We start from the raw sequence: 23,101 nt of genomic DNA, 5'->3' as shown, positions 1-23,101 counted from the left end.
TTTGAATCCTCTGAAAGGTGGGAAATCGACGCTCGCGAGCGATCTTAGGGAAGCGGCGCCACTGCAGCCAGCCCGACGCGCCGATTGCATATCTCATGCACGGAACGGTCGAAACCGGGCGAATTGTGACGCATGCACAGCCGGCCGCAAGGCAATGCCGGAAACTCCCCGCACTCCAAAATGGAGCAGAGGAGTTTGAATGCGAAAATTATATGTAGCCGTGGGGTTGGCGCTGTGTTCGGGAAGCGCTCTGGCCGCGGACTTCGGCGTCGGCATCTCGGCGCGCTCGGACGACGGCTTTCTGTATGTGCCGGTGGATATCACCCCGTCGTTCCGGATCGAGCCGAGCGTTCGTTATGTTTCGAACGAACAGACCTATACACAGAGTTCCGGCGCGGACAGCCAGGAAACCAAGCAATGGGAATTCGGCGTCGGCGTGTTCGGCCTGAAGAAAGTGGCGGAGACCGCGCACATCTATTACGGCGCTCGTCTGGCTTACGTCGATATCCAGAGCACCACGGTGGATGACAGCAGCTTCGGTTTGCCGGTCTACGGCAAGACCGATCAGGACGGGTATCGCATCGGGCCGACAGTGGGCTTCGAGTACTTGTTCGGCGGCCACTTCTCGGTGGGCGGTGAAGCCAGCTACACGTTCCTGGACGTGGATGGCGAGTCCACTTCGCGCATCGGCAACGGCATCAGTCAGTCGACGCTGAAGATCGAGCAGAAGACCAACGGTACGCAGACGCGGCTGATCTTCAGATACATGTTCTAAATGCGATTCACGGGTGGCCCATGCGGCCACCCGTGTCATCGGGCTCAGAGGCTGCTGAACACCCGCACGCGGTGGCGGTGATAGGGCAGCACTTCCAGTACCTCTCCATCGCGCAGGCGCTGCTGGATGCCGCGCCACCATTCGGCGGTCATGATCTCGCCGTGCACTTTCAGGAACACGTCCTTGAGGTGCTGATCGAAGCCGAGGAACTGCATGAACGTCTCGGGGAAGACGTCGTTGTCGTTGACGTGGAACCACGCCTCGGCGCGCATGTCGTCTTCGTCGAATTTCGATTGCGGGACGTCGCGGAAGCGGCAGTCGGTGACTGCGCACAGCTCGTCGTAGTCATAGAAGATCACGCGAGCGTGACGCGTCACGCCGAAGTTCTTCAGCAGCAGGTCGCCGGCAAAGATGTTGGTGACCGCGAGGTCGCGGATGCACTGGCCGTAGTCGAGCACGGCTTTCTCGGCGTCTTCGCGTGAAGCGTTGCGGATGTACAGGTTGAGCGGCGTCATGCGGCGCTCGATGTAGACGTGATCCATGATCACGAAGCCGTCCTCGAAGTGCACCGTGTTCGCGGCTTCATCCTGAAGCTCGGCAACCAGTTCCTTCGAGAAGCGCGCGGCCGGAAACTTCAAGCGTTTGAATTCCTGCGCGTCGACCAGCCGGCCGGCGCGGTCGTGCTTGAACACCATCTCGTATTTCTTTTGCACTTCTTCGCGCAGGATGTTCTTGGGGTACGCGAAGCGGTCGCGAATGATCTTGAACACCACGTCGAACGACGGCAGCGTGAAACAGATCATCACCAGGCCCTTGTCGCCCGGTGCGTGCACGAACTGATCTTCGCTCTTCTGCAGATGTTTGAAGAGCTCGCGATAGCGCTCGGTCTTGCCTTGCTTGGCGCGGCCGAGCACGGTGTACAGCTCGCTGACCGGCTTGCGCGGCAGGATGCTCTTCAGGAACACGATGGCCTGACCGACGTGCGCCAGGTCGGCGTGGAAATACGAGCGCGTGAAGCTGAACAGGATGCTGACGGTGCTCTCGTCCATCATCACGGCGTCGATGCGCACGCCGCTTTCCGTGTTCTGCAGTGCCAGCACGAACGGCAGCTGCCAGCCCGGGCCGGAAATGCGGCCGACCAGGTAGGCCCGCGTCATTTGAAAGAACACGGTGCGGATGATTTCGATCTGATCGACCTGCAGCGGCGGCTTGGATGCATCGGCATCCACTTCGCACTGCGCGCGCACTTCGTTGCTGATCGTGCGGATGCTGCGATCGAAGTCGAGATACGGCGTGCGGAAGCGGAAGTCGGCCAGCACTTCCTCGAACAGCAGCTCGAGCGAGCCGCGGTTCACATAAACGTTTGTTTCGATCGGCGACTTGACCGACGCGATGGGATCGAGATCCAGCGCGACGAATTCCACCGCGGCATCGACACCGATGGTGCCGAACGTGCGACGGGTGACGGAGTTGAAGAACGTCTTGTCGAATTCGAGGTCGGGCAGGGCGTCGATCAGCTCGGTGAAGCGGCGTTTGATACTGCTCCAGAGCGCGCGCTCGGTGACGTCTTCGCCGAGTCGTACCTGCATCTGGTGCACGGCGCGATTGACGCACTTGTCGTAGAGCTCGATGCGCTCGACCGCGTCACGCAGGCTGCCGCGCCAGTCGCGCTCGTCGAAGCGCTGAGGCGCCCGCCGCGTGATGGAGCGAAATTCCGCGTTGTAATCGGCGAACGATTGCACGAGCGCGCCGGCGCAGGTATCGACCAATGCGTCGCGAGAAAGAACGTTGGCTGCTGACGTAGTCATGTCTGAGATATTACCGCGCTGTCAGTGATGCGCGCGACCGCCAGAAGTAAGAGGCCCTCAATCGCCGTACGGCTCGGAACGGAGCGGTTTGAGCGGTACGGCTCGGAACGGAGTGGTTTGAGCCGTACGGCGATTGAGGGCCGCCGGAAAAAGACTGGCGGGAATGCCCTCTCCGGAAGGAGAGGGCACCCCTGTCGACATTACAGATTGCGAATCAGAGCATCGCCGAATTCCGAGCACTTCACTTCCTTGGCGCCTTCCATCAGACGCGCGAAGTCGTAAGTGACCGTCTTCTGGCCGATGGTCTTGTCCATGGCGCTGATGATGGCGTCGGCCGCCTCGGTCCAGCCCATGTAACGCAACATCATTTCGCCGGAGAGAATCACCGAGCCCGGATTCACTTTGTCCAGGTTGGCGTACTTCGGCGCCGTGCCGTGGGTCGCTTCGAACACCGCGTGACCGGTCACGTAATTCACGTTGCCGCCCGGCGCGATGCCGATGCCGCCGACCTGCGCGGCCAGCGCGTCCGACAGATAGTCGCCGTTCAAGTTCATGGTGGCGATCACGTCGAACTCTTCGGGGCGCGTCAGCACCTGCTGCAGAGTGATGTCGGCGATCGCGTCCTTGACGATGATCTTGCCGGCCTTCTTGGCGGCATCCTGCTCTTCGTTCGCGGCCTTCTCGCCCTTGGCGGCCTTGGTGCGCTCCCACTGATCCCAGGTGTAGGTCTGCTCGGCGAATTCCTTCTCCGCCAGCGCATACGCCCAGTTACGGAACGCGCCTTCCGTGAACTTCATGATGTTGCCCTTGTGCACGATCGTCACGCTCTTGCGCTTGTTGACGATGGCGTACTCGATGGCGGAGCGGAACAGGCGCTCGGTGCCTTCCTGGGAAATCGGCTTGATGCCGATGCCCGAGGTCTCGGGGAAGCGGATCTTCGCGTACTGCTTGGGGAACGCGGCCTTGAAGGCTTCCAGGAACTTCTTGTTGTCCGGCGTGCCGGCTTCGAATTCGATGCCGACGTAAATGTCTTCGGTGTTCTCGCGGAAGATGGTCATGTCGACGCGGTCCGGAGTGCGCACCGGCGAAGGCACGCCCTTGAACCAGCGCACCGGGCGCAGGCAGACGTACAGATCGAGCATCTGACGGAGCGCCACGTTCAAGGAGCGGATGCCACCGCCGATCGGCGTGGTCAGCGGGCCCTTGATGGACACCAGGTAATCGCGGCAGGCCTGCACGGTTTCATCCGGCAGCCAGGTGTTGAACAGGTCATTCGACTTCTGACCGGCATACACCTCCATCCAATGGATCTTGCGCTTGCCGCCATAGGCCTTTTGCACGGCTGCGTCGAGCACGCGCACCGAGGCGCGCCAGATGTCCGGACCGGTGCCATCGCCTTCGATGAAGGGGATGATGGGTTGATCGGGAACGTTGAGCTTGCCGTTCTGGATGGTGATTTTCTGCCCCTGCGGGGGCACGTTCAGTTTAACTGCGGTCGACATCGACGAACTCCGTGGAGCTGGTTCGTAAGAGGTGGGTTGCCGGTATTTTGGGGGCCGGCATGCTATCACAACCGGGCCGGTCCCGGCCTGGAGCGTGGTAGTCGACCGACGCTCAGAAATTCACTGTGGCGGTCACGCCGGAGCCGGCGTTTTCCAGCCGGATCGCCCAGCCATAGCGCTCGCAGATCCGCCTGACCAGGTACAGGCCCATGCCGTGCCCGCCAGGATGCGATGTGAAGCGCGGTGGGATGTTTTCCAGCTGACCCAAAGGCTGTGCGACGGAAGGAGCATGGCCGGGGAAATCCCGCGGGAGTCCGGCAGGCAAAGCGCCCTCATTGCTGACCACCAGCTCGCGGCCTTGTGAGCGGCACAGGATCTCGGTGCCAGTGCCGTGCTGGACGGCGTTGCGGACCAGGTTGCCCAGGGTCATGGCCACCATGCTTTCCGGGGCCGCGACCCGCACCGGGCCGCCGTGAAGGTCCACGACGATGTGCTTTTCTGGTGCAACACTGCGCTGGTCCTCGACCACGCGCGCCAGCACTGAGTACACGTCGCAGGTCGTTTCGGCCGGCGCGACCAGCTGCGGCTCGCGAGACAGGGCCAGCAGCGCGTCGGTGAATTCAGTCATTTCGCGCACGGCGCGTTGAATGCGGGCGATGGCCTTGCCGGCCCCGGGGCGCCCGGCGGTCTGCGTTTCGAGCAACTCCACGGCGCCGCGCATGACCGCGAGCGGCGTGCGCAACTCGTGGCTGGCGGTGGCGGTGAAGGACTGCTCGCGTTCGACGAAGCCGTCGAGCCGTTCCATGAATGTATCGATGGAGCGCGCGATGGGTTCGAGCTCGTTGCCTGCGAACTGCGCGCCGATGCGCACGTGCCGCTGGCCCGGATCGATCTGAGTGAGCCGGTCGGCGAGCACGGTCACCGGCTCGACCAGCCGACGCGAGATCGCGGTGGCGGCGGCACCGGCGACCAGAACGACGCCGACCACGCCCAAGCCCAGCACCAATAGCGCGATCTTTTCCTGAGTCGCGTAAGCGGTCACATCGTAGGTGATGTAGAGCCGGCCGAAATCGCCGTCGCGGACCAGCACGTCGAGCAACCGTTTGCCCGAGCGCACCCGATGCATTTCGCCGGGCTTGAGCATGGCGATGTGTCGCGGCAGCTCGGCCAGATCGCTGGATCGGTAAATGCTCAGGCGCGCCGAGCGCAACGGTTCAGCGCCGCGGTCCGCATGCAGGCGCTGCTCGAAGTGCGTGAGCTCTTCGGAGAGCAGGTCGAGCGTGATGTTTCGTTTCAAACGCTCGTCGGCGAGATAGGCCCAGCCGCTCAGGATCAAGCCGGCGACCGCCAGCAACGCGATCATCGTGCCGGCGATGCGCGCGCGCAGGCTGAGGTGCGCGATCAGCTCGCCGAGCTTACGGACGAGGCGGTTCCGCCGAAAGTCGATAACCGGTGCCATGGACGGTATGTAACAACTTGGTCGTGAAGTTCTTGTCGATGGCCGTGCGCAGCGCATGCATGTGCGCGCGGAGGAAGTCGCCCTGCGGCGGCTGATCGCCCCACAGCTCCTTCTCCAGCTCCTGGCGCGTGACCACCCGATGCGAGTTCTGTAACAAAACGATCAACAGCCGACGGGTGGTCGGGTTGAGCTTGACTCGTTCTCCACCCCGTTCGGCTTCCAGCGTATCCAGATCGAATGTGAGATCGCCGACGGTCAGCAAGCGTTGAGCGGGCGCCACGGTCGCGCGACGGATCAGTGCTTTCAAGCGCACGTCGAGCTCGGCCAGCGAGAACGGTTTGACCAGATAGTCGTCGGCGCCGGCCTCGAAGCCCTCGATCTTGTCCTGAAGCAGATCTTTCGCGGTCAGCATCAGCACCGGCACGCGCGTGTGACCGGCCTGCCGCAGCTGCCGGCACAGCGACAGGCCGTCCAGGCTGGGCAGCATCAGGTCGAGCACGATGGCGTCGTAGCTCTGATTCAGCGCCAATTGCAGGCCGCGCTCGCCATCGAGCACATGTTCGACAGTGTCGCCGGTCGCCTCGAAGAACTCGGCGATGTTGGCGGCGATGTCACGGTGGTCTTCGATCAGGAGCAGGCGCATGCGCGGAAATATCGGCCGGGATAGGTTCGGTCACGTTGAAACATCGTTGTCACATTGTACGGGAACGCGCCCCGTTCTCGGCAAATACCTGAAAAACGTGATCCAAACGCGGTTTTCGGGTCCGCCATCACACAAATGTCACGGCTTCGTCAAGCTGTCGCAGCATGCCGAGCGCAAATTGACACTGCGCGAACTCATCGCGCGAGGTGTCTGCCATGACCATGACTACGGCACGAGTGGACGGAATATTTCGCAGAGTCGACGCGTACGAATACGCGTGGTGCCTGCGCCTGAACCGAGGCTGCCAGCGGCGGCGCATCGTCCGTGACCTGTTCGCCGCCGTCAGCAAGCTCGGCGACGGTGTGTTCTGGTACATCCTGATCTTCCTGCTGCCGGCGATTTATGGCGAATCGGCCGTCATGCCCTCGGTACGGATGGCGGTGGTCGGCATTGTCGGGGTGCTGCTGTACAAGTACCTGAAGTCTCGCCTGGTGCGCGAGCGTCCGTATATTTCGCTCGCGGGCATCGTGCCCGGCACGCCGGCGCTGGACCGTTACAGCTTCCCGTCGGGCCACACGCTGCATGCGGTGAGCTTCACGATCCTGGCCGTCTCCAGCTATCCGGAGCTGGCCTGGTTGTTGGTGCCGTTCGCCACGTTGGTGGCGGCGTCACGCGTAGTGCTGGGCCTGCACTACCCGACCGATGTGGCTGCTGGTGCCATCATCGGCGCGACCCTGGCCACTGTCAGCATGGCGGTGTTCCCGGTCTGAACCGGGAACCGCCGCTTCAATACTTCGCGTAACTCTTCTCTTCGACGATCTTCGAACCCAGCTTGGTGTTGATCGTCTTCTTCACGGCCGCGCGCTCGTCGTTGTTGATGTAGACGGCGCGCGCCAGCTCGATGAACTCCTGATCGAATTTGCGCTGCCGCTCCTTGTCGCGGATGTCGTCCTCGATGTCCCAGAGCTTCTTGTTCACGTCGCGCAGCTGTTTCCATTCCGCGTCGATGTTGCTCGAGGCATAGGCCGAGGCCTGCCAGGTTTCCTGCAGCAGCTGCAGCTCCACTTTGACGTTGGCCAGCTTGGTCACGTCGCTGATGTTGGCGGCCTTGATCTCCAGGATGGTGATCTTGTCGATCAGCTCGCCGGGGGAGATGGGAACTTTGATTTCGGTGCTCATGGTGACCACGGAGAAAATATTTAAGGGCGCTGCGCGCCGTCAGGAAAAGCGGGCCGGCGGGGTCAGCTCGGCCCCCAATAGCCCAGGCGTTTGCGGATCTTGAGTTTACGCCACCAGTTGCCGGGTTTCGGCTTGGGATTGCGGGCACCGGCGGCGATGAACTGGTCGACCGCGTCGAGCACTCGTTCGCTCGAGTGACCGTCGCGGTAAGGATGGATGGAGTCGGCGTACTCGCGGATCGCTTGCATCAGCTGTGGCGGGCGCGACAGAGCCTTCTCGATCGAAGGCTGCAACTGCTCCGGCGAGTCGATATCGATCAGTTGCGGACCGGGCCGGCGGTTCTTGAAGGTGACGACCGGCTTGTAGGTCAGCAGGAACTCGTTCAGCGCGGACGAGGTGTCCGAGATCATCATGTCCACCTGCGGGAACAGGTCGAGAATGTTGTCTTCGGTGGCGAAGCGGAGATAGTCATTCTCCAATGCCTTGTACCTGGCAACCGTCTCGGGCGCGCTCTTCGGATGCAGAGTCACGATCCAGCGCCAGCGGCCGGTGCGCGACATCTCACGAATGTTGTCGTAGAGAATGGCGGCCGCGCTCCACGAAGGCGAGAACGTCGAGTGATACAGAATCACCGGCTGCGGCCGAACCGGCGGCGGTTCGGGGGCGCCATGCTCGCGCATGAACGGATCGAGCTTGGGCCAGCCGGTTTCCTTGACGGCGAAGTGTCCCAGCTTGCGCGAGATTTCGGTGAACGATTGCGTGTCGCGCGCACCGGTCGTGCAGTACAGATCGAAGAAGCCGCGAATATAAATGTGGCGCGGCTTGCCGGCGTCGAAGCCATGAAACACTTCGACCTTCACGCCCGGAAAGAAATGCGGCACGGCGTTGCTGGAAGTGAGCACCGCGATGGGCGCGAACTCGCGCACTTCGCGCGTCGTACGCAGGAATGTTTCATCGGGGCGGAGCTCTTCACCGCCCGGGCCGTCGAAGAACCAGGCGGCCTTGTGTCCGCGCGCGCGGATCGCTTCCTGCAGAGGACGAAGAATGGCGAGCGCGTAACGCTCCGAGCCGTAGAGAAGATAGTGTTTTGTCACTTTATGATATTCAGGGGTCCAGTCCGTATCCGTGTAGCAAGTTGGCGGCCATGTCACGCGATTCGGGATTCCGGCGCATCTCGTAGTAACGCATGCGCTTGTAAGCGGCATACGTCGCGGCGGTCTGCGACACGATGAAGCCGCGCCAACCGTCGAGAAACGCCAGTCGCAGAAAGTAGTCCTTGATGAACGCGGTCAGATAAACAAACGGCGTCAGCCACATGTTCACCGGCTTGCCGCGATCCAGCCAGTCCCGTGCCTTCAGCTCGGCGTAACGCAACGTCTTGAGCTGCTTGTGCACCAGGGTTGGATTGTTCAAGTGAATGAACGGATGCTTGAGCGTCGGCGTCGGCCCCTCGAAGCGCAGTGACTCGTGCACGCGCACGTCGGTCCAGCGCGCGCGGCCGCGATGATAGAGGCGGCCCATGCGCTCGCCAACCATCGGACGATACCAGCGCATCGGCGCGCCCATGTACCAGGTCTGTCGCCGCAGAATTGCACCGGCATTCGATGACTGCATCAGCTGGGGCAGGCGCTCGCGCAGTTCGTTGGCGAGCTCGGGCGACAGGGCTTCGTCGGCATCGAGCACCAGAATCCAGTCGTGGCTGGCCTGAAGGCTGGCGAAATTGCGTTGCGGTCCGAAGCCCAGCCATTCCTGAAAGACCACCCGGGCGCCGTGCCGTTGCGACACTTCCTGCGTGCCGTCGGTGCTGCCCGAGTCGATCACCAGTTTTTCGGCGGCGAACGGCACGCTGTCCAGGCAGCGGCCGATCGCGGACGCCTCGTTGCGCGCGATGATCAGGAGGGTGATGGGCAGCTTCGGGAGCTGACTGGAGTCGGCCATGACCGCCAGTTTCGCAGCGTGCTCGGGCAATGGCCAGTCCTGCACGTCCATGTGCCTGCTGCGTTCGGGCATCCTGCCCGGCAGGCTCGCTATTTCTTATGGCGCGCCAGGCTCAGCAGCAGCGCGTGCAGCTTCTTGATGACGTCGTCGGGGGTGATCAGGTCCATCACGCCGGGACGCTGGATTTTGGTGGTCCAGGGGATCTCGGCGGCGGGCTTGCCCAGCAGCTTGCGCGAGGCGACGTCGTACTTGTCGACGCACCACTGACGGCTCAAATAAGGCCCGCTGCGCGCCGGATTGGTCGCGGCGTACAAGCCGATCACCGGAATGCCGGCAGCCGTGCCCATGTGCGCCGGGCCGGAGTCGGGCGTGAGCAGAGCCGTCGCGCGTTCCAGGGTGGCGAAGAACTGCAGCAGCGTGTCCTGGCCGATGGTGTTCTCGCATTTCTGCTTCATCAGCCCGACGATCTGCTCGCCAGTGCGCCGCTCGATGTCGCTCGGGCCGCCGCACAGAATCACCCGCATGCCGAGCGAAGCGATCGCGTAGTCCGCGACCTCGGCGTAGTACTCGGCCCGCCAGTTGCGCAGCTGATGACTGGAGCAGGGGCTGATGATCAGGGTGTTGCCGGGCTGGGGAATGACCCGCTCGGCGTAGGCGACGGCGTCGGCGGTGAGTGGAATATCCCAGCGCAGCAGCTTCTCGTAGACGTCGAACTTCTCGGCGAAGCCGAAGAAGCTGTCCATCACGTGCTGGTGGGCGGCCGGCGCGATGCGCAGGTTGGTGAACATCCACTGCATCTCGCGCGCCCGGCTGCGATCGAAGCCGAGCCGGATCTTTGCCGGAATGGCGGTCGAAAGGACGCTCGCGCGCAGCGACAGCTGCATATGCATGAGCACGTCGAAAGTCCGGCCGCGCAGCAGCTGCTTCAGCTTGTTGCGCGCCTTCAGTGTGCCCTCGCGCTTGTCGACGACGATGAACTCGACGTCGGGCAAATGCCCGAACAACCTGGCTTCCAGGCGGCCGATGACCCACGTGATCCGTGTGTCGGGCCAGACCCGCTGCAGCGTGCGGATGACCGGCAACACATGGCAGGTGTCGCCGATCGCCGAGAGCCGCAGGATGCAGACGCTGGCAGGTGGATGAGTGACGTTATACATTTGCCGTCCGAAATGACCGACGAGCAATTCATCGCCACCGCCGGCGGCGGCATCCTATACGACGCCTCGCGTCTAAGTAAGCCAGACGAACAATTGTTCTCGCGATCTCACTGGGCGTCGCGCAATGCGCTGGAGGAGATCGCGGGCGGGCGCAGCTCGATTGCCGTATTGAATGTGAGCGGGGCCGGTTTCAACTCGAATCGGTCCAATTCGGATGTGGGCGTTGCAGGCGTCCGCTGGGTGCTGCGCCATTATCGGCGCGGCGGCTTGATCGCCAGGCTGTCGCAGGACAGCTATCTCTGGTCCGGCGCGGCACGAACCCGTTCCTTTGCTGAATGGCGCTTACTTGCCGAGCTGCGTCGTCGGGGTTTACCGGTGCCGGCGCCGATCGCGGCTCGTTACGTTCGCGGCTTGTTAACTTATCGTGCCGACTTGATCACCGAGCTGTTGCCTGGCACGCGCACGCTCGCCGATACGATCACCGGTCACGATCTGCCCGAGGCGGGCTGGCGCGCGGTCGGCAAGACCGTCGGGGCCTTTCATCGCGAAGGCGTGCATCACGCCGATCTCAACGCCAACAACATCCTGCTCGCCGAAAACCTATCCCAGGTTTATCTGCTCGACTTCGACCGCGGTCGGATCGAGGCCCGAGGCGCGTGGGAACTAGCGGTGCTGGCGCGCCTGCGACGCTCGCTGGAAAAGATCAAAGGCCAGCGCGCCGATGTGAGATTCGGCGAGCAACAGTGGCAGTGGCTGATGGACGCGGCCGGTTAACGGGCGCGTTTGCGCTTGTAGTAGTCCGGGTAGTCCGGCGACAGGCCTTTGAAGCGGCGGTGGATCCACAGGTACTGCTCGGGGAAGCGACGGACCTGCAATTCGATCAATGCGTTGAAGCGCTGCGCGTCCGCGACCGGATCGTCGCTGGGAAAGTTCTCCAGCATCGGAGAGATCACCATCCGATAGTCGCCACTCGGCAGGCGCTCCTGAAAGTACGGCAGCACTGCCGCGCCGGTCATACGGGCAAGACGCGAAGTGGCGGTGTTGGTCGCGGCGGGGATGCCGAAGAACGGCACCATCTCCGCGCCTTTCTTGCGATACGCCTGATCGGGGGCATACCACACCGGCTCGTTCGCTCTCAGCGCCGTGATCAGAGTGCGCACGTCGTCGCGCTGGATGGCTCGCTTGGTGTGATCGATACGATTTTTCGCCAGGAATCGTTCCAGCACCGCGTTGGCGGTGGGGCGATACATGATGTTGATCTCGCGCTTCAACTCATCGCACAGCACGCGCCCACCGATTTCCAGCGTGGTGAAATGGGCACTGAGCAGGATGGCGCCCTTGCCTCGTTCCAGGGCCGCGCGCAAATGCTCGCGGCCTTCGAGCTGAGTGATGCGCGCGATGCGGCGGTTCGAGCCCCACCACGCCATTGCGGTCTCGAAAATGCCCAGGCCCAGGCTCTTGAAATGTTCCTTCAGCAGCAACTCGCGCTGTTGATCGGAAAGCTCCGGCAGACAGATGTTAATGTTGGTCCGCGCGATGCGCACGAACGACATGGGCAGCCGCACGGCGAAACTGCCGAGCGCACGGCCCAGCAGAGTGAGCACGGGCACGGGCAACGGTTGCAGCGCCTTGAGCATGCCAATGGCCAGCCAGGTCGGCCAGTAGTGCGGGCGGAGCAGGGGCAACAGCGTCTTCATCAACGTCGATACGGGTCGTAGTCGGGGCGCTTGAAGCGCTTGTAGGTCCACAGGTACTGCGCCGGGTTGCGGCGGGCGTGATCTTCGATCAGCTCATGAAACCGCAGCGTGTCGGCCACCGGGTCGTCGGAGGGAAACGGCTCCAACGGCGGATGAATGACGATCACATAGCCGGAGTTGTCGGCGCGGCGTTCAGGGAAATAGGGGAGCACCGGCGCGCCGGAGATCTTCGCCAGTCGGGACGTGGCGACGTTGGAGGCGGCGGGCACGCCGAAGAACGGCACGGTCGCGCTGTTCTTGCCGGTGTAGCGCTGATCGGGCGCGTACCACACCGGCAAATTGTTCTTCAGATTGGTCAGCAGCTCGCGGATCTGCTCGCTGGTCACCGCCTGCACGGTGTGTCTTTCACGGTTCCGGCGCGACAGCTCGGCGATCAGCGGATTGCTCGGCGTGAGATACATGACGCTGGTCGGACCGAGCAGCGTCAACGCGCGCGCCCCCATTTCCAAGGTGGTGAAGTGCGCGCTCAGCATCAGCGCGCCACGGCCCCTGGCCAGCGCGGCCCGCAAATGTTCCTCGCCGTCGAACTGAATGAGCTTGCGCAGGCGCGCTTCGCTGGCCCACCAGACCAGGCCGGTCTCGAGCAGCGTGCAGCCCAGCGATTCGAAGTGCTCGCGGACCAGATCGTCGCGCTCGGCCGGGGACAGGCCGGGCAGGCACAGCGCGATATTGATGGCAGCGATGCGGCGATCCCGTCGGGCGAAGCGATACGCCAGCCGTCCGAGCGCGCGCCCCACCGCCAGCTGCGCGCGCAATGGCAAAACATTCAGGGCGCGAACGATGCCCAGCCCGAGCCAGATCGGCCAGAACCTTGGTCCGAGAAAGCGGGAAAGCGCGACGCGTTGAGTGGATGGAGCCGTCGGTGATGTAGTCATCACTTCATAGATGGCAGCAGTTGCGGGTACCATCTTATAGAAGAACACCACAACATGCTGCGTTCCGTCTATACCTCACTGCTCCATGTGTTTGCGCCCATTGTATGGGTGGGCACGGCCTTGCGAGGCCTGCGCGATCCCGCTTATCGCGATCGGTTGCCGGAGCGATGGGGATACACGCGGGGGGGCGCGTCATCGAGTGCCGCCTCCTGCCTGTGGGTTCATGCGGTGTCGGTGGGCGAGGTGCAGGCCGCCGCGCCGCTGGTCCGTACCCTACTGAAAAAATATCCACAGCATTTGATCTTGATCACGACCGCCACCCCGACCGGCGCGCAACGGGTGCGGTCATTGTTCGGCGACTCCGTCCGTCATGCCTATTTGCCCTACGACCTGCCGGGCGCGGTGCGGCGCTTCCTGAATCGGGTGCGGCCGCGGCTGGCCATCGTGATGGAGCGCGAGATCTGGCCGAATCTGTTCGCAGAGTGCCAGCGGCGTCGCATTCCCATTCTGCTTGCGAGCGCACGCATCTCCGAGCGGTCCGCAGTCCGGCATCGAAAGTTTGCGTCACTGTTTCGTGATGCGCTGTCGGGGAATGTCACGGTGGCTGCTCAGACCGCGCAGGATGCGGAGAGATATCGTTCCATCGGTGCGCAACGGGTGCTGGTCACGGGCAATGTGAAATTCGATATCGAAGTGCCGCAGGCAGCGCTCGAAGCCGGACAAACGTTGCGCGCCACTCAGCTCGCCAACCGCCCCGTATGGGTGGCGGGCAGTACGCACGACGGTGAAGAGCAGCAAGTGCTCGCCGCGCATCGAATCGTGACTTCACAACGGGCCGACGCATTGCTCGTGCTCGTGCCTCGTCATCCAAATCGTTTCGATGCCGTGCGCGCCTGGTTGAAGAGCGAGCAGGTCGAGTTTGCCGCGCGCAGCCGGAATGAATCGGTGACGCCCGCCACGTCGGTGTTACTGGTCGATACGCTCGGTGAACTGATGACGTTCTACGCCGCGGCCGACATCGCGTTCGTGGGCGGCAGTTTGATTGCGACGGTCGGCGGTCACAATCTGCTCGAGCCCGCGGTGCTCGAGCGTCCGATTCTGGTGGGGCCCCACAATTTCAACGGACCCGATATCGCGCAACTGATGATCGAGAGTGGGGCGGCTCGCGAAGTAAATTCCGGCGAGCAATTGGCCGCGGCGATTCTGGAGCTGTACGCGAGCCCGGGCGCGCGTGCGGAGATGGGCGCGAAAGCCAAGGCCATCGTGGCGGCGAATCGGGGTGCGCTGAGCCGGGTGGTGGAGCTGATCGAACCGCTGCTTCAGGCGCCTTCGCACACCACGTGACTGTGAATGCTGTGCAGAAGCTTGCGATAGCGCGGGTTTTCGGTGAACGGCGACACTTTGTAAGAACAGAACAAACTGAAGTGGTGCTGGCGGCTGAGCTCGTTCCACAGCTCTTCCAGCTGGATGGCCGCGGCGGACCGACCTTGATCGGCTAACAGCGAGACCATTTCGCCGAAAATTCGTACGGGTTGTCCACGCGAGCTGGCCTGACTGATCAACAGATTGAACTGTCGATGAAAGCGCTCCTGATCGATTCCGGTGCGTGCATCGAGGAATGTCGCCAGCATTTGTTCCGCTTGCAGCGGTACATAGCGATATTCGGCCGACAGCATGTTCGGATCCAGCCCGACAGCGAGTAAATGCCGATCGAGCTGCAGATGATGCTCGGCGGTCGCGACTGCCACGCAGGTCTCGCCCGCTTCCAGGCCTTCTTGCAGGAAATAGCCCGCGGCGCGCACGTACTCTTCGTCGCTGCGAAAAAATTGAACGATGTGCTCTGTATTGCTCATGGTGCCGGGTGTGTCGAGCCGCTGATTCCCGTGCATTCCTTGCGAGACGGTGCAGATGATAATTGCATGACAGTGCCCGCGAGCAGTGCTGCTTTCCGAAGTGATCGCGGTACTTTGTCGCCGTCTCGTCATTTCATTGCAACGTCAGCGTCACGACTCCACTGCATAAAGCGTCCCGCGAATCACAGCTACAGTCGCGGGAGCATTGTCGTGAAAATTCAGAAAGGCTCGGATTGGCGCCGGGAAGGGCGTGGTATTTGGTCCACACCGGTGACTTTGACGGCCTGGCTCGTGGCCGGTTCGTGGGTGACATCGGCGGCGCTGGCGGGCTCGCTGTCGGGGCGCGTGAGCGATGCTTCCGGCGTCAAATTTCTGCAGAGCGCCGAGGTCGAGATCGTCGAATTGCAGCGTCGTGCGCCAACGGGCAGCGATGGATTGTTTCGTTTTGGCGATGTTCCGGACGGCACCTACACATTGCGGACTCAGTACGTCGGCGCTCCCGCGGTCGAAACAAAAGTTGATGTTGCCGGCGATACGCGCAGCGCTGATATCCTGCTTGGCACGGCCCGCGCCGATGGCGGTTATATCGAAAACGTGCTGGTGGTCGGCCAGCAGGCCAGCCTCGCCAGCGCCCTGTCCCGTCAGCGCGCGGCGGACGGCGTCGAGAGCGTGCTGAGCCGCGACGGTATCGGTCAGTTCCCGGATCAGAACGCGGCGGAATCGTTGCGCCGGGTCGCGGGCATCAATGTGCTCAACGATCAGGGCGAAGGCCGTTTCGTCGCAGTGCGTGGCCTGTCACCCGATCTGAACGCCGCGTCCATCAATGGCGCGCGCGTGCCGGCGCCCGAATCCGATGTGCGCTCGGTCGCGCTCGATGTGATTCCCGCCGAGCTGATCGAATCCATCGAAATCAAGAAGTCGCTGACGCCCGACATGGATGCCGACACCATCGGCGCGTCCATCGAGATCAATACCACCAGTGCCTTCGATCGCAAGGAGCCGTTCCTGTCGTTCTCGGGCGAAGGCTCGTTCAACGAGATGAACCACGACTGGTCGCCCAAGGGCAGCCTGGATTTCTCACGCATGATCGGCGATCGCCTCGGCATCGCCGGCGGCCTGTCCTATTACAAGCGCAAGTTCTCCACCGACAACATCGAGATGGATGGCTGGGACGTGAGCGACGACGTGGCCTTCGCGGACACGGTCGAATATCGCGACTACGACGTGGAACGCAAGCGGCTGGGTGGCTCACTGTCGCTGGACTTCCGCGCGAGCGACACGACGACGTTGTACGCACGTTTCCTGCGCAGCGAGTTCGAAGATCAGGAGTATCGCGGCCGCGTGGTCTTCGAGATGGACGAAGATCCCAACAGCGGTGGCGCCGACGTGGCGAATTTCTCGGATGCCGACGGCGAGATCCAGATCACCCGCGACATCAAGGATCGTTTTGAGAAACAGACCATCACGTCGCTCAACGTCGGCGGTGAGACTTTCGCCGGCGAGTGGACGTTCAAATACAACGGCTCCTGGTCGGCCGCCAAGGAGCGCGAGGCCGGCTCGCTCGACCCGGTCGAGTTCCAGCGCGCGTTCGACGGCGACGACGAGCTCGATGTGAGCTTCAACTACGGCGACTGGCGCCTGCCGCGTTACACGCTGAGCGGCAACAACGTCGCGGCATTCAGCGACGCGGCGGAGTACGAGTTCGACAAAGTCGAGCGCACTTCACTCAGCTTGTCCAAGGACGAGGAGCTGGCGGCGCGCTTCGATATCTCGCGCGACTTCGCACTGAGCAGCGGTCAGTTCACGGTCCAGTTCGGCGCCAAGGCCCGGCAGCGCGAAAAGACCTACGACAAGCAAGCGGACATTTTCGACGGCTTCGACGGCGACTTCACGCTGGCGGACGTCGCGGGCTCGCCGAGCTACGGTCTCGCAGGTATCGGGCCGGTGCCCAATGGCCCGGCGGTGCGCGATTTCATCAGTCGCAACATCGCGGACTTCGAGTTGAACGATCTCGACACCAGGTTCGAATCGAACATTGCCGACTACAGCGTCGATGAAGACATCTACGCGGGTTACATCCTCGGTCGCCTCGATCAGGGGCCGCTACGTCTCGTGGGGGGCGTGCGTGTCGAACAGACGCGCAACGACATTCGCGCGAACCGCGTCGAATTCGTGGACGAAGAGGAAGAAGTGAATGTGACGCCGACCAGCTTCGATCGCGAATACACGGATGTGTTGCCGAGCTTGAACGTTCGCTATCAGGCCGCCGAGGATGTGCTGCTGCGTTTGGGCATCTATCGCAGTCTGGTGCGTCCACGGATTGGCCAGTTGGCGCCACGCTTCGTGGTCGAGGAGACCGTTGACGAGGATGACAACGGCGATGAAGTCGTTTTGCGTGAGGGCGAGTTCGGCAATCCCGAGCTGAAGCCTTACGACGCCTGGAACCTCGATCTGTCCGCCGAATGGTACCTGGGCAGCAACGGCGTGCTGCAGGCGGGCGTGTTCTACAAGCGCATCGAGGACTTCATCGTCGACGTCGTGTACCAGGACTCGGAGTTCCTCGGCGTCGCGTTCACCGAAGCGCTGATTCCGCAGAACGGCGATGAAGCGAAGGTGAAGGGCTTCGAGCTCAGCTATCAGCAGTCGCTGAACTTCCTGCCGGCGCCGCTCGATGGCGTGATCGTTGGTTTCAACTACACGTACACCGATGCCGAAGGCGACTTCAACGGCCGCACCATCTCGCTGCCGGCTTCGGCGGAGAATACGTTCAACGCATCGCTGGGTTACGAGAAGGGAGCGCTGAGCTTCCGGTTGACGGCGGCTTATCGGGACAAATATCTGGATGAGCTGGGCGACGATCCCGAGAACGACCGGTACGTCGAAAATCACATCCAGTTCGATCTCAGTGCCAAGTATCGCGTGACGCCGCAGTTCCAGGTGTTCGCCGAGTTCGTGAACCTGGGCGACGAGCCGTACGTCGCGTATCAGAACCTGGGCGGTCGCAAGCGGCTGCTGCAGTATGAAGAGTATTCGTGGACCGGGAAGACGGGCTTCCGTTACAGGTTCTGACGAGCTGCCTCGTCTCAAGCAGCCGTTCTGGAATGGCGGCCGCCGGTGCATCGTGCACCGGCGGCCGCGCGTTGCGCCGCTTTAGTGGCCCGCTTGCTGAAGCATGAGCAAGCGATCTTTCAGCGGCGGTGGCGACCACTGATAGGTCCACGTCTCGGTCAGCGGCAGATGGCCGACGCGCAGGTACAGGCGGATGTCGACCGGGTCCATGCTGTCGTCCAGCAGTTTCACATCGAACATGGCTCGGTAGCCGTCGATCTCGAACAGCGGACGCGCTGAGGTGATCTCGGCCTCGCCACGCGACACGTGAATGACCGGCTCGACCTTCGCTCCCCGGGGCAGGGTTGCAAGCTCGCCGCCCTTGAAGTCGATGGCGAAGCGCCACGAGAAATAACGTCGCCGCTGTCCCACCACGCCGCCGAGACCCGTGCGCGTCGCGACTGCTTCGGCAAGGTTGGAAGACACGGGCATCTGCGTGCCCCAGTACATGTTGTAGCTGAACAGCAGCTCTTCGCCGCCCTTGACCGGTGTCGCCGGATTCCAGAACGCGACGATGTTGTCGAACGTTTCATCCACGGTCGGGATTTCGGTGAGCTGCACCGAGCCTTTGCCCCACGGCGATTTCGGTTCGATCCACAGGCTCGGGCGGCGCTCGTAGAACACACCGTCGTCCTGATAGTTGTTGAAATCGCGATCCCGCTGCAGCAGACCGAAACCGCGCGGATTCTCGTCGAGATAGGAGTTGAAGCGCAGCAGCGGCGGATTGCTCAACGGCCGCCACAACCATTCACCGTTGCCCGTGTACAGCGACAGGCCGTCCGAATCGTGAATCTCCGGCCGCCAGTCGTAACCCATGCGGCGATCGTTCTCGCCGACTTGATACATGCTGGTGAGCGGGGCGATGCCGAGGCGTCGAATCGCCTTGCGCGGATAAACGGCCGCATCAACTTCGATGATCTGCGGCGCGCCCGGCGTCAGCGCGAATCGATAGGCGCCGGCGACGCTCGGCGAATCCATCAAGCCGTAGATCACCAACGTTCGCGCATCGGGCTTGGGACGCTCGAGGAAATACTCGGTGAAGCGAGGGAACTCTTCCGGATCCAACGCCGTGTCGATGGCGAGGCCGCGCGCGGACAAACCGAACTGTCTGGTGTCGCTGCCGACGCTGCGGAAGTAACTTGCACCGAGGAAGGACGCAACGTCTCTTTCCCAATCGGTGACGGTATGAATGCGGAAGCCGGCCCAGGCCAGGTCCTTGGGCAGCTTGCGGGCATTGATGCCGCTGCGACCCAGGTCGAACAGCTCGGGGCGATACAGAATCTCGCGCGCCTGACCGTCGACGATCTCATGCATGCGCACCGGCTCCTTGAAGCCGCGCCCCATGTGAAAAAATTCCAAACGGAAATTGCCGTTGGGCAGATCGGTCCAGAGCGCGTCTTCGCGCTTGAATCGAATCGATTGATATTCGTCGTAGCCCAGGTCGACCAGGACTTTCGGCGCCAGCTTCTCCGGTGGCTCGTACGCTTTGCTCGCCAGCGCGCGCGCCTTGCCCTTGAGCACGGCGTAATCGAAGGGCTCGGCAGGCCCGCGATAGGGTTGCTCCGCGGCGGAAGCGAGACCGGTAGCGGAGAGTGCGGAAAGCAGGGCAGCGGATTGCAAGAATTCGCGACGTCGGATCATGAGTGGTCCAAGTTGCTGACGAGAAAGGCACAACGGTTGAGGCGGCGGAAGGTTACCAGCTGAACCCAACCTGACCAAAATCGTTCAGGTTCCGATCAGATCGGTTGGGCAATAGTGTCTCCCAAGCCGGTTGTTTGCATCCCTGCACAACCAGGCATTTGGGCATCCTGCCCATCACCGGCGGTGCCGGTGTCACGAGGAGATGGCGATGAAAACCCTGTTTGCTGCCGCCGTAGCGATGTCGATGCTCGCGGGCACGGCGACTACGGTCTACGCGGGCAATGACGATCGCGATCATGGCCGTCACGAGCGTCGCTACGACGATCATGGCAAGGATCGTCGCGAGCAGTGGAGTCGTGACCGTGATGGACGCAAGGATTGGGATCGCCGCGACTATCGCAGCCATGACCGCGATGGTCGCAAAGACTGGGACCGTCGCGACCATGATCGCCGGGACTGGGACCGTCGCGACTATCGCCGCGATCATGATCGTTACGATCGACGCGATGCGTATCGGGCGGGCTATGTGAACGGCCGGGTCGATCAGCACCGTTACGACCGAGGCCGTTACGTCGCGCCGCGAGGCTACTATGTCCGCAGTTGGCGACATGGCGACTACCTGCCGCGGTCGTACTGCGAGACTCGCTACATCGTGAGTGACTACGGCCGGTATCACTTGCACGCGCCGCCGCGGGGGCATCATTGGGTGCGGGTGAATAATGATGTGGTGTTGGCGGCGGTTACCAGTGGATTGGTTGTGAGTGTGGTGAACGGGTTGTTCTACTGAGCGTTGTTGGTAAATCAAGCCGTAAGACCCACCCCCTTGTCCCCCTCCCGTGAACGGGAGGGGGATTCAAATTGTTAAGAAAGTTTTTTCTTCCGGAGATTCACCGGGACGATTCCAGCCGCATCTCCAAACGACAGGGCGCCCCTCAAAACTTGCGCTCCGTCCACGGCGGGAAATCCGAACCCTCCGATGCCGAGCTCACAAAGGAGCTGGCCCTTCCAGATCCGCGCCCGCTGAAAAATCTCTCATTCACGCGCACGGCAGGAATCTGAACCGCCGACTCCAGGTCATCAGCGAGAGAAAAGATCCCTCGTTCTGCCGTGCACGGCAGGGAAGTCTGAACCTCTGGCTCGGGTCATCAGCGAGAGAGAAAGATCCCTCGTTCTGCCGCGCATGGCAGGGGAGTCTGAACCTCCGGCTCGGGCCATCAGCGAAAGAAAGATTCCCGATTCTCCCGTGCGAGGCAGGGAGTCCGAACTTCAGCTCCAGGCGCTGCGCAGGAAAAATCCCTTAGCTCTCCCGCGCACGGTGGGGGAGCGGAGCATCGGGTTCCGGGCCCTCCGCAGGAGAAAAATAAATTTCCTGTTCTCCCACCCGGGCACGGGAGGGGGTTAGGGGAGGGGTCTTTCGCTCCCATCAACACATAACCCAATAATGAGAACCGCATCACGCGGCAAACGTGACCGAATTCCGTACCCTCGCCTCGGTTCACCGTCCCCTGGCGACAGATTATGGAAAGACATGAGTTCTCGGCCCTGATCGGGCGCCTGGAACGCCAGGCCGACGACAATCCTGGGTTTTATGCGTTGAAAGTCGGTGCGCTCGCGGCGCTCGGTTACGCCTCGATCTTTTTGCTCGCGGTCATCATCCTCATCACCTTCTGGTTCACGTTCAGTCCGTTGCTCTCCGGCGAACGTTTCCGTGCACCGCTCATCGTGGCGTGCGCCGTTGGATTAGTCACATTGGTGGGAATGATTCGCGCGCTGTGGGTTCACATCGCTGAGCCCGCCGGCTTGCGCGTCACTCCGGAAGAAACACCGCGTTTATTCGCAGCCATCGACGAAGTGGCGGCGAAGATCGGGGGAGTGCGCGTGGACTCAGTGTCCGTCAGCTCCGAGTTCAATGCTTGCATCGTGCAGACGCCGAGCTGGGGCATCTTCGGCAATTATCGCAATCATCTGGAGATCGGTTTGCCGCTCGCCATGGTGCTCACCACCGACGAGCTGAAAGCCGTGATCGCGCATGAGATGGGCCATCTGTCGCAGGCCCACGGCAAGTTCGGTGCATGGATTTACAGGCAGCGCGTGACGTGGCACGCGCTGGAATCGAAGTTCAGCAATCCCGTCGGAATATTCGACCAGATTCTCGGCGCGTTCTATGGTTGGTACGCGCCGTATTTCTATGCGTACAGCTTCGTGCTCGCGCGCAATCATGAGTACGTTGCGGACCGTGCGGCAGCGAATGTGACGAGCCCGGCGGCCATCGGCGCTGCACTGACGAAACTGGAGCTTGCGGGCCGGTTCCTGTCCGAAGTGTTCTGGAAACGATTGTACGATCAGGTCGAGCGACAGCCCGATCCGCCATACATGCCGCACGCGTTGATGCCGCGCGCGTTCAAAGCAGCGGAGCAGCAGTGGGCGCGGCCGGATTGGTTGCAGCAAAGTTTGCGGCGTTATGCCGCCGATGAGGATACGCATCCCAGTCTCGCCGAACGGCTGGCTGCGCTCGACATCGAGCCGTCGACGCCGGTGCACGATCCCGATCGTTCAGCCCTGACGTTGTTTCATCCATCGACGTCGCAGCTGGTGAAATTCTTCGACGACGAGTGGCAGCAGGACACGGCGCCCAAATGGCGCAAGCGTCACACCGAGATCGCCGAGGCAAAGGCGAAGCTCACCTTGCTCGAGGATGCACAAAACTCCGCGCTCAACGAAAAAGAGATCTGGGAGAAGGTGCTGTTGCTGCTCGAAATCGACCGCGAGGTCGAGGCGATGGAGACGCTCGAGCAACTGTTGTCACGCGACGGCGAGTATCCCAAAGCGCATCTGCTGATGGGACGCATGCTGCTGGATCGCAACGACGATCGCGGCCTGAAACATTTGTTGCTGGCGGTCGAGCAGGATCTCGAGCTCACCGAGGAAGGCGGTCGCGCCGGCTATGTTTATTTGATGCGACGGGGCCGCGAAAAAGAAGCAAAGCGTTTCTGGGCAAAAGCGCAGGACTTATACGAGAACCCGCGACACATGCGGGACTCTCTCACCGATTGAGAACGCCGCGCCCCGGTTCGACCCGAGGCGCGACGCTCATTCGCTCAATTCCAGTTGTCTCAATTCCAGTTGTTACGAGTGCGGAATTCCTTCGCCTGGCGTTCCGCGTCGTCACGTGCGATTCCATAGCGCTCTTGCAGCTTGCCGGCCAGAATCTCGGCGTGGCCTTCCATCTGGTCGATCTCGTCGTCCGTGAGCTTGCCCCACTGTTCCTTGATCTTGCCCTTGAGCTGCTTGAAGTTGCCGCTTGCGATGTCTTTGTTCATGCGAGTCTCCGGTGTCCTGACAGTCTGCAGCGCATGCGTGCGCCGCGCGCCGTAGTAACGATTCGAAACGTCGCAAAGTTCAACTG

Annotated in this window: 20 protein-coding genes; 7 read left to right on the top strand and 13 right to left on the bottom strand. The window is 62.2% G+C overall.

Annotation, left to right across the window (positions count from 1 at the left end; translation table 11 throughout):
* The first annotated feature begins 199 nt into the window (after positions 1-199).
* Entirely contained in the window at positions 200-775 is a 576-nt protein-coding gene (locus EKO19_RS06495) for a hypothetical protein (RefSeq protein ID WP_129775533.1), read from the top strand.
* Between the two features lie 44 nt (positions 776-819).
* Here the strand turns inward: EKO19_RS06495 and aceK are convergent, their stop codons facing one another.
* The 4 genes from aceK to EKO19_RS06475 all read right to left on the bottom strand — a co-directional run bounded on the left by aceK (position 820) and on the right by EKO19_RS06475 (position 6,187).
* The gene (gene aceK, locus EKO19_RS06490) at positions 820-2,583 is read right to left on the bottom strand and encodes a bifunctional isocitrate dehydrogenase kinase/phosphatase (RefSeq protein WP_129775532.1); all 1,764 of its coding nucleotides are present in this window, start codon (positions 2,581-2,583) and stop codon (positions 820-822) included.
* Between the two features lie 200 nt (positions 2,584-2,783).
* Positions 2,784-4,085 carry an NADP-dependent isocitrate dehydrogenase gene (icd, locus tag EKO19_RS06485; protein WP_129775531.1) on the bottom strand — a complete coding sequence of 434 codons (1,302 nt, stop codon included), beginning with the start codon at positions 4,083-4,085 and terminating at the stop codon, positions 2,784-2,786.
* Between the two features lie 112 nt (positions 4,086-4,197).
* Positions 4,198-5,544, bottom strand: a complete 1,347-nt coding sequence (locus EKO19_RS06480) for a sensor histidine kinase (protein ID WP_157995138.1) — start codon at positions 5,542-5,544, stop codon at positions 4,198-4,200.
* Positions 5,501-6,187 (bottom strand): response regulator transcription factor, encoded by a 687-nt coding sequence (locus EKO19_RS06475; protein ID WP_129775529.1) that lies wholly within the window; start codon positions 6,185-6,187, stop codon positions 5,501-5,503. Before EKO19_RS06475 ends, EKO19_RS06480 begins: the two co-directional genes overlap by 44 nt.
* A gap of 215 nt (positions 6,188-6,402) precedes the next feature.
* Here EKO19_RS06475 and EKO19_RS06470 point away from each other — a divergent pair, with 215 nt between their 5' ends.
* Positions 6,403-6,957, top strand: coding sequence for a phosphatase PAP2 family protein (locus EKO19_RS06470; RefSeq protein WP_217705146.1), 555 nt, complete (start codon positions 6,403-6,405; stop codon positions 6,955-6,957).
* Between the two features lie 16 nt (positions 6,958-6,973).
* On the opposite strand, the gene EKO19_RS06465 is transcribed toward EKO19_RS06470, so the two are convergent.
* The 4 genes from EKO19_RS06465 to EKO19_RS06450 form a co-directional block, all read right to left on the bottom strand.
* The gene (locus EKO19_RS06465) at positions 6,974-7,366 is read right to left on the bottom strand and encodes a DUF6165 family protein (RefSeq protein ID WP_129775528.1); all 393 of its coding nucleotides are present in this window, start codon (positions 7,364-7,366) and stop codon (positions 6,974-6,976) included.
* Positions 7,367-7,428: 62 nt separating this feature from the next.
* Positions 7,429-8,460, bottom strand: a complete 1,032-nt coding sequence (locus EKO19_RS06460) for a CDP-glycerol glycerophosphotransferase family protein (RefSeq protein ID WP_129775527.1) — start codon at positions 8,458-8,460, stop codon at positions 7,429-7,431.
* 10 nt (positions 8,461-8,470) lie between these two features.
* Complete coding sequence (locus EKO19_RS06455) at positions 8,471-9,304, bottom strand: glycosyltransferase family 2 protein (RefSeq protein ID WP_129776023.1); 834 nt, start codon at positions 9,302-9,304, stop codon at positions 8,471-8,473.
* Between the two features lie 89 nt (positions 9,305-9,393).
* Positions 9,394-10,389 carry a glycosyltransferase family 9 protein gene (locus EKO19_RS06450; RefSeq protein WP_407676640.1) on the bottom strand — a complete coding sequence of 332 codons (996 nt, stop codon included), beginning with the start codon at positions 10,387-10,389 and terminating at the stop codon, positions 9,394-9,396.
* A 54-nt stretch (positions 10,390-10,443) separates the two neighbouring features.
* On the opposite strand from EKO19_RS06450, the gene EKO19_RS06445 reads away from it, so the two are divergent.
* Positions 10,444-11,235 (top strand): 3-deoxy-D-manno-octulosonic acid kinase, encoded by a 792-nt coding sequence (locus EKO19_RS06445; RefSeq protein ID WP_217705143.1) that lies wholly within the window; start codon positions 10,444-10,446, stop codon positions 11,233-11,235.
* Here the strand turns inward: EKO19_RS06445 and lpxL are convergent.
* Complete coding sequence (lpxL, locus tag EKO19_RS06440) at positions 11,232-12,158, bottom strand: LpxL/LpxP family Kdo(2)-lipid IV(A) lauroyl/palmitoleoyl acyltransferase (RefSeq protein WP_129775524.1); 927 nt, start codon at positions 12,156-12,158, stop codon at positions 11,232-11,234. The genes EKO19_RS06445 and lpxL overlap by 4 nt on opposite strands.
* Complete coding sequence (locus EKO19_RS06435) at positions 12,158-13,093, bottom strand: LpxL/LpxP family acyltransferase (protein ID WP_129775523.1); 936 nt, start codon at positions 13,091-13,093, stop codon at positions 12,158-12,160. Before EKO19_RS06435 ends, lpxL begins: the two co-directional genes overlap by 1 nt.
* Positions 13,094-13,147: 54 nt before the next feature.
* On the opposite strand from EKO19_RS06435, the gene waaA reads away from it, so the two are divergent.
* The gene (waaA, locus tag EKO19_RS06430) at positions 13,148-14,437 is read left to right on the top strand and encodes a lipid IV(A) 3-deoxy-D-manno-octulosonic acid transferase (protein ID WP_129775522.1); all 1,290 of its coding nucleotides are present in this window, start codon (positions 13,148-13,150) and stop codon (positions 14,435-14,437) included.
* On the opposite strand, the gene EKO19_RS06425 is transcribed toward waaA, so the two are convergent.
* On the bottom strand, positions 14,413-14,946 hold the full coding sequence (locus EKO19_RS06425) for an MEDS domain-containing protein (protein ID WP_157995136.1): 534 nt from the start codon (positions 14,944-14,946) through the stop codon (positions 14,413-14,415). The genes waaA and EKO19_RS06425 overlap by 25 nt on opposite strands.
* Positions 14,947-15,156: 210 nt before the next feature.
* Here EKO19_RS06425 and EKO19_RS06420 point away from each other — a divergent pair, with 210 nt between their 5' ends.
* A complete protein-coding gene (locus EKO19_RS06420) occupies positions 15,157-18,015 on the top strand; it encodes a TonB-dependent receptor (protein ID WP_217705142.1) in 2,859 nt (952 codons plus the stop codon).
* 81 nt (positions 18,016-18,096) lie between these two features.
* Here the strand turns inward: EKO19_RS06420 and EKO19_RS06415 are convergent, their stop codons facing one another.
* Positions 18,097-19,692: an OpgD/OpgG family glucan biosynthesis protein gene (locus EKO19_RS06415; protein WP_129776022.1), complete on the bottom strand. Its 1,596-nt coding sequence runs from the start codon at positions 19,690-19,692 to the stop codon at positions 18,097-18,099.
* A 211-nt stretch (positions 19,693-19,903) separates the two neighbouring features.
* Here EKO19_RS06415 and EKO19_RS06410 point away from each other — a divergent pair, with 211 nt between their 5' ends.
* Both EKO19_RS06410 and EKO19_RS06405 read left to right on the top strand, forming a co-directional pair.
* Complete coding sequence (locus tag EKO19_RS06410) at positions 19,904-20,482, top strand: RcnB family protein (RefSeq protein WP_157995135.1); 579 nt, start codon at positions 19,904-19,906, stop codon at positions 20,480-20,482.
* A 731-nt stretch (positions 20,483-21,213) separates the two neighbouring features.
* The gene (locus EKO19_RS06405) at positions 21,214-22,749 is read left to right on the top strand and encodes a M48 family metallopeptidase (RefSeq protein WP_129775518.1); all 1,536 of its coding nucleotides are present in this window, start codon (positions 21,214-21,216) and stop codon (positions 22,747-22,749) included.
* Between the two features lie 59 nt (positions 22,750-22,808).
* Here EKO19_RS06405 and EKO19_RS06400 read toward each other — a convergent pair whose 3' ends face one another.
* Complete coding sequence (locus tag EKO19_RS06400; protein WP_129775517.1) at positions 22,809-23,015, bottom strand: CsbD family protein; 207 nt, start codon at positions 23,013-23,015, stop codon at positions 22,809-22,811.
* Positions 23,016-23,101: the final 86 nt, after the last annotated feature.

This window comes from Peristeroidobacter soli, assembly GCF_004138485.1.
In the GTDB taxonomy this organism is placed as follows: Bacteria; Pseudomonadota; Gammaproteobacteria; order Steroidobacterales; family Steroidobacteraceae; genus Steroidobacter; species Steroidobacter soli.
This window is presented reverse-complemented; position numbering and strand designations above follow the sequence as displayed.

Coding starts and splice junctions, on each gene's coding strand:
- EKO19_RS06495 (WP_129775533.1), top strand. CDS start 200: ATGCGAAAATTATATGTAGCCGTGGGGTTGGCGCTGTGTTCGGGAAGC.
- aceK (WP_129775532.1), bottom strand. CDS start 2,583: ATGACTACGTCAGCAGCCAACGTTCTTTCTCGCGACGCATTGGTCGAT.
- icd (WP_129775531.1), bottom strand. CDS start 4,085: ATGTCGACCGCAGTTAAACTGAACGTGCCCCCGCAGGGGCAGAAAATC.
- EKO19_RS06480 (WP_157995138.1), bottom strand. CDS start 5,544: ATGGCACCGGTTATCGACTTTCGGCGGAACCGCCTCGTCCGTAAGCTC.
- EKO19_RS06475 (WP_129775529.1), bottom strand. CDS start 6,187: ATGCGCCTGCTCCTGATCGAAGACCACCGTGACATCGCCGCCAACATC.
- EKO19_RS06470 (WP_217705146.1), top strand. CDS start 6,403: ATGACCATGACTACGGCACGAGTGGACGGAATATTTCGCAGAGTCGAC.
- EKO19_RS06465 (WP_129775528.1), bottom strand. CDS start 7,366: ATGAGCACCGAAATCAAAGTTCCCATCTCCCCCGGCGAGCTGATCGAC.
- EKO19_RS06455 (WP_129776023.1), bottom strand. CDS start 9,304: ATGGCCGACTCCAGTCAGCTCCCGAAGCTGCCCATCACCCTCCTGATC.
- EKO19_RS06445 (WP_217705143.1), top strand. CDS start 10,444: ATGAGTGACGTTATACATTTGCCGTCCGAAATGACCGACGAGCAATTC.
- lpxL (WP_129775524.1), bottom strand. CDS start 12,158: ATGAAGACGCTGTTGCCCCTGCTCCGCCCGCACTACTGGCCGACCTGG.
- EKO19_RS06435 (WP_129775523.1), bottom strand. CDS start 13,093: ATGACTACATCACCGACGGCTCCATCCACTCAACGCGTCGCGCTTTCC.
- waaA (WP_129775522.1), top strand. CDS start 13,148: ATGCTGCGTTCCGTCTATACCTCACTGCTCCATGTGTTTGCGCCCATT.
- EKO19_RS06425 (WP_157995136.1), bottom strand. CDS start 14,946: ATGAGCAATACAGAGCACATCGTTCAATTTTTTCGCAGCGACGAAGAG.
- EKO19_RS06410 (WP_157995135.1), top strand. CDS start 19,904: ATGAAAACCCTGTTTGCTGCCGCCGTAGCGATGTCGATGCTCGCGGGC.
- EKO19_RS06405 (WP_129775518.1), top strand. CDS start 21,214: ATGGAAAGACATGAGTTCTCGGCCCTGATCGGGCGCCTGGAACGCCAG.
- EKO19_RS06400 (WP_129775517.1), bottom strand. CDS start 23,015: ATGAACAAAGACATCGCAAGCGGCAACTTCAAGCAGCTCAAGGGCAAG.